Raw genomic sequence first — 4,707 nt, forward strand, 5'->3', positions numbered from 1 at the left:
TGAACCACCGCTATCGCGAGCAAGCTCGGCTCCTACAGGGTGCGAGGTTCTGAGCCGCCGTTGGCGTTTGTTACGAGGCTGTTTTAATGCCGTTGTCCAACGTTCACAYCATCCATCAGGACGCCGCCGTACTGGTGGTGAACAAACCGACCCTGTTGCTCTCCGTGCCCGGCCGGGCCGATGACAACAAGGACTGCCTGATTACCCGCCTGCAGGAAAACGGCTACCCGGAAGCGCGAATCGTCCATCGTCTGGACTGGGAAACCTCCGGCATCATTCTGCTGGCCCGTGACCCGGACACCCATCGCGAGTTGTCTCGGCAATTTCACGATCGCGAAACCGAAAAGGCCTACACCGCCCTGTGCTGGGGTCAACCGGAACTGGACAGCGGCAGCATCGACTTGCCACTGCGCTACGATCCGCCGACCAAGCCTCGTCATGTGGTCGACCACGAATTCGGTAAAAACGCCCTGACATTCTGGCGTGTGCTGGAGCGCTGCGGCGACTGGTGCCGCGTCGAACTGACGCCGATCACCGGCCGCTCGCACCAACTGCGCGTGCACATGCTTTCCATTGGCCACCCGCTGTTGGGTGACGGGCTCTACGCCCATGAGCAAGCCCTGGCCGCCTGGCCGCGCCTGTGCCTGCACGCCAGCATGCTGAGCTTTACTCATCCGCAAACCGGCGAACGTTTGCGCTTCGAGTGCCCGGCACCGTTCTGACAGCCGATGATTAATCTGTAGGAGCTGAGCTTGCTCGCGATAGCGGTCTGTCAGCCGACATCCACGTTGAATGTGGCATCGTCTTCGCGAGCAAGTTCGGCTCCTACAAGTGATTTTCCACACCCGCAGCCCACCGCCAATTCTCTGACCAATACGTTAAACTGGCGCCACTGCTGTCTGGAGCTTCTTATGCGCGAAGAGTTGAACCAAGGCCTGATCGACTTCCTCAAGGCCTCCCCTACCCCGTTCCATGCCACCGCCAGCCTTGTTCAGCGGCTGGAAGCGGCGGGCTATCAACGCCTCGACGAACGCGAGCCATGGACCACCGAAGCCAACGGTCGCTACTACGTCACCCGTAACGACTCCTCGATTGTCGCGTTCAAGATGGGCCGTCATTCGCCACTGCATGGCGGTATTCGCCTGGTGGGCGCGCACACCGACAGCCCATGCCTGCGGGTCAAGCCCCAGCCGGAGCTGCAACGCCAGGGTTTCTGGCAATTGGGCGTCGAAGTCTATGGCGGTGCGTTGCTGGCGCCGTGGTTCGACCGTGACCTGTCCCTTGCCGGCCGCGTGACCTTCCGCCGTGATGGCAAGGTCGAAAGCCAGTTGATCGATTTCAAGGCGCCCATCGCCACCATCCCCAATCTGGCCATTCACCTCAACCGTGAAGCCAACATGGGCTGGGCGATCAACGCGCAAACCGAACTGCCGCCGATCCTTGCGCAATTCGCCGGTGACGAGCGCGTGGACTTCCGCGCCGTACTGACCAATCAGTTGGCGCTCGAGCATGGTTTGAACGCCGATGTCGTTCTTGACTACGAGTTGAGTTTCTACGACACCCAAAGCGCTGCGGTCATCGGTCTGCATGGTGACTTCATCGCCGGGGCGCGCCTGGATAACCTGCTGTCGTGCTACGCCGGCCTGCAAGCTTTGCTGACCGCCGAAACGGACGAAACCTGTGTGCTGGTCTGCAACGATCACGAAGAAGTCGGTTCCTGCTCGGCCTGCGGCGCCGATGGCCCGATGCTCGAGCAGACGTTGCGTCGCCTGTTGCCTGAAGGTGACGAGTTCGTGCGCACCATCCAGAAATCCCTGCTGGTGTCGGCCGACAATGCCCACGGCGTGCACCCGAACTACGCCGATAAGCACGACGCCAACCACGGCCCGAAACTCAACGCCGGCCCGGTGATCAAGGTCAACAGCAACCAGCGCTACGCTACCAACAGCGAAACCGCCGGCTTCTTCCGCCACCTGTGCATGGCCGAAGAAGTACCGGTGCAAAGCTTTGTGGTGCGCAGCGACATGGGCTGTGGCTCGACCATCGGCCCGATCACCGCAAGCCACCTGGGCGTGCGCACTGTCGACATCGGCCTGCCGACGTTCGCCATGCACTCGATCCGCGAACTGTGCGGCAGCCACGATCTGGCGCATCTGGTCAAAGTCCTGAGCGCGTTCTATGCCTGCCAGGAATTGCCGTAGCCGCTGAAAGGCTTCGCGAGCAGGCTCGCTCCCACAGGTTGATACGAATCATGTGGGAGCGAGCGCTCTGCTCAGACCGGCTCATTTCTGATACACATCACCCTCGGTCACCCAAAAGCCACCTAGACTTAAATTATCCCTCCTGACAAGGCTGTCTCCATGATCTCGTTGTCTTCGTTTCACGCCATGCTGATCCCGATCCTCGCCGGGATGATCCTGCTGGCCCTCGGCTTCAACTTTCGTGACAAAAACGCCGGCGTGTTTGCCATGTGGATCGGCATGATGACGATCCTCGCCACCGTGGTGATTAAAATCCTCGCCAAACTCAACGAATAAATCCTCCCCTGACTCGCATTGATTTAGACGGGCTCGTACACTCGGCCAATCCGTTCATCCCGAGGTTGACCGCCTAGTGCTCGCTCGTCTTTTCGCCCTGCCGTGTTTCTTCCTTGCCTGCCTCTTGGTGCTGCTGCCGATGGCACCTGCCCAGGCGGTCGGTTTGCCGAGCTTGCTCGGCGGTTCGACGAAAGCCCAGCCAGAGGCGCAAGTCCCGTTGGGGCAATCGCTCGACGAAGTCATCAAGTCGCTGGAAAACGATCAGCAGCGCACCAAGCTGCTCGCGGACCTGAAGAAGCTGCGCGACGCCACCAAAAAAGCCCAACCCGCCGCCGAAGAAGGCGTACTGGGCTTGATCGGCGGCACGTTGGCCACGTTTGAAAAACAATTCTCCGGGGCCGACAGCCCACTCAATCGCTGGTCTGAAGAGTTTGGCCTGGCTCGCGATGAGCTGTCTGCGTTGCTGCTTCCCGCCAGTGAATGGCTACCGATCATCTTCGCCTTCGCCATGATCCTGATGGTCTGGAGCCTGCTGGCAGCAGCCCTGATCTGGGTCAGTCATCGGGTGCGGATGCGCTTCGGCCTGACCGAAGAATTGCCGCAACACCCCAAGGCGCTGGACATGTTGCGCTTCGCCCTGCGCAAGCTCGGGCCATGGATGATCGCGTTGGTGATCACCGTCTACATGAGTTACGCCCTGCCCTCATCGCTGGGCAAAAGCCTGGCCATGGTGCTGGCTTATGCGCTGGTGGTCGGCACCTGTTTCTCGGCAATCTGCGTGATCGCGTTCTCCCTGCTCGACGGCCCGCACCGCCACCGCGCCTTGTACATCCTGCGTCACCAGGCGTTCCGGCCGTTATGGCTGATCGGCAGTTTCGCCGCGTTCGGTGAAGCGCTGAACGATCCCAGACTGGTCGCCGGCCTTGGCAGTCATCTGGCCCACACGGCCGCGACGGCCGCCAACGTCCTGGCGGCGTTGTCCACCGGGCTGTTCATCATGCGGTTCCGCCGGCCGATCGCGCATTTGATCCGCAATCAGCCGCTGTCCCGACGCCTGACCCGGCGCGCCCTGAGCGATACCATCGAGATCCTCGGCACCTACTGGTATGTCCCGGCACTGGTGCTGGTGGGCGTCTCGCTGTTCGCCACGTTCGTCTCGGCCGGCGACACCAGCACCGCCTTGCGTCAGTCGCTGATCTGTACCGTGCTGCTGGTGTTGTGCATGGTCATCAACGGGCTGGTGCGGCGCCATGCCCTCAAACCGCAACGCGGTGTGAAGCGCCACGCGCTGTATTCGGAACGGCTGAAAAACTTCTTCTATACCCTCGCCCACTTGCTGGTGTGGCTGGCGTTCATCGAACTCGGCCTGCGGGTCTGGGGCATGTCGTTGATCTCGTTCACCGAAGGTGAAGGCCATGAGGTCAGCGTCAAACTGTTCAGCCTTGCCGGCACGCTGATTTTCGCCTGGCTGATCTGGATCCTCAGCGACACCGCCGTGCACCACGCGCTCACCCGTTCACGCAAAGGCCTGGCCAATGCCCGCGCGCAGACGATGATGCCGCTGATCCGCAACGTGTTGTTCGTGGCGATTTTCATTGTCGCGCTGATCGTCGCGCTGGCGAACATGGGCATGAACGTCACGCCATTGCTGGCCGGTGCCGGTGTCATCGGCCTGGCCATCGGTTTCGGCGCGCAGTCTCTGGTGGCAGACCTGATCACCGGACTGTTCATCATCATCGAAGACTCCTTGGCCATCGACGACTACGTGGACGTCGGCGGTCACCTGGGCACCGTCGAAGGGTTGACCATCCGCACCGTGCGCCTGCGGGACATCGACGGCATCGTCCACACCATTCCGTTCAGCGAAATCAAAAGCATCAAGAACTACTCCCGGGAATTCGGCTACGCCATTTTCCGCGTGGCCGTGCCCGCCAGCATGAACATCGATGAAGCCATCAAGTTGATGCGCGAAGTCGGCCAAAAAATGCGCACCGACCCGCTGCAACGGCGCAACATCTGGTCGCCGCTGGAGTTCCAGGGGGTTGAAAGCTTCGAGTCCGGCAACGCGATTCTTCGCGCCCGGTTCAAAACCGCGCCGATCAAACAGTGGGAAGTTTCACGGGCATTCAACCTGTCGCTCAAGCGTCATCTGGACGACGCAGGGATGGAC

General features: G+C 61.1%; 4 protein-coding genes. All 4 read left to right on the top strand.

From position 1 onward, the window contains the following. Positions 1-86 precede the first annotated feature (86 nt). Positions 87-722, top strand: coding sequence for an RluA family pseudouridine synthase (locus AC1D2P_RS30155; protein ID WP_477811749.1), 636 nt, complete (start codon positions 87-89; stop codon positions 720-722). 189 nt (positions 723-911) lie between these two features. Continuing rightward, entirely contained in the window at positions 912-2,201 is a 1,290-nt protein-coding gene (locus AC1D2P_RS30160) for a M18 family aminopeptidase (RefSeq protein ID WP_109787711.1), read from the top strand. A gap of 159 nt (positions 2,202-2,360) precedes the next feature. Next, positions 2,361-2,537 (top strand): hypothetical protein, encoded by a 177-nt coding sequence (locus tag AC1D2P_RS30165; protein WP_175648953.1) that lies wholly within the window; start codon positions 2,361-2,363, stop codon positions 2,535-2,537. 76 nt (positions 2,538-2,613) lie between these two features. After that, on the top strand, positions 2,614-4,707 hold a 2,094-nt coding region (locus AC1D2P_RS30170; RefSeq protein WP_477811750.1), incomplete at its 3' end, for a mechanosensitive ion channel family protein.

Source organism: Pseudomonas sp. P1_F1_2 (genome assembly GCF_056405815.1).

Coding starts and splice junctions, on each gene's coding strand:
- AC1D2P_RS30160 (WP_109787711.1), top strand. CDS start 912: ATGCGCGAAGAGTTGAACCAAGGCCTGATCGACTTCCTCAAGGCCTCC.
- AC1D2P_RS30165 (WP_175648953.1), top strand. CDS start 2,361: ATGATCTCGTTGTCTTCGTTTCACGCCATGCTGATCCCGATCCTCGCC.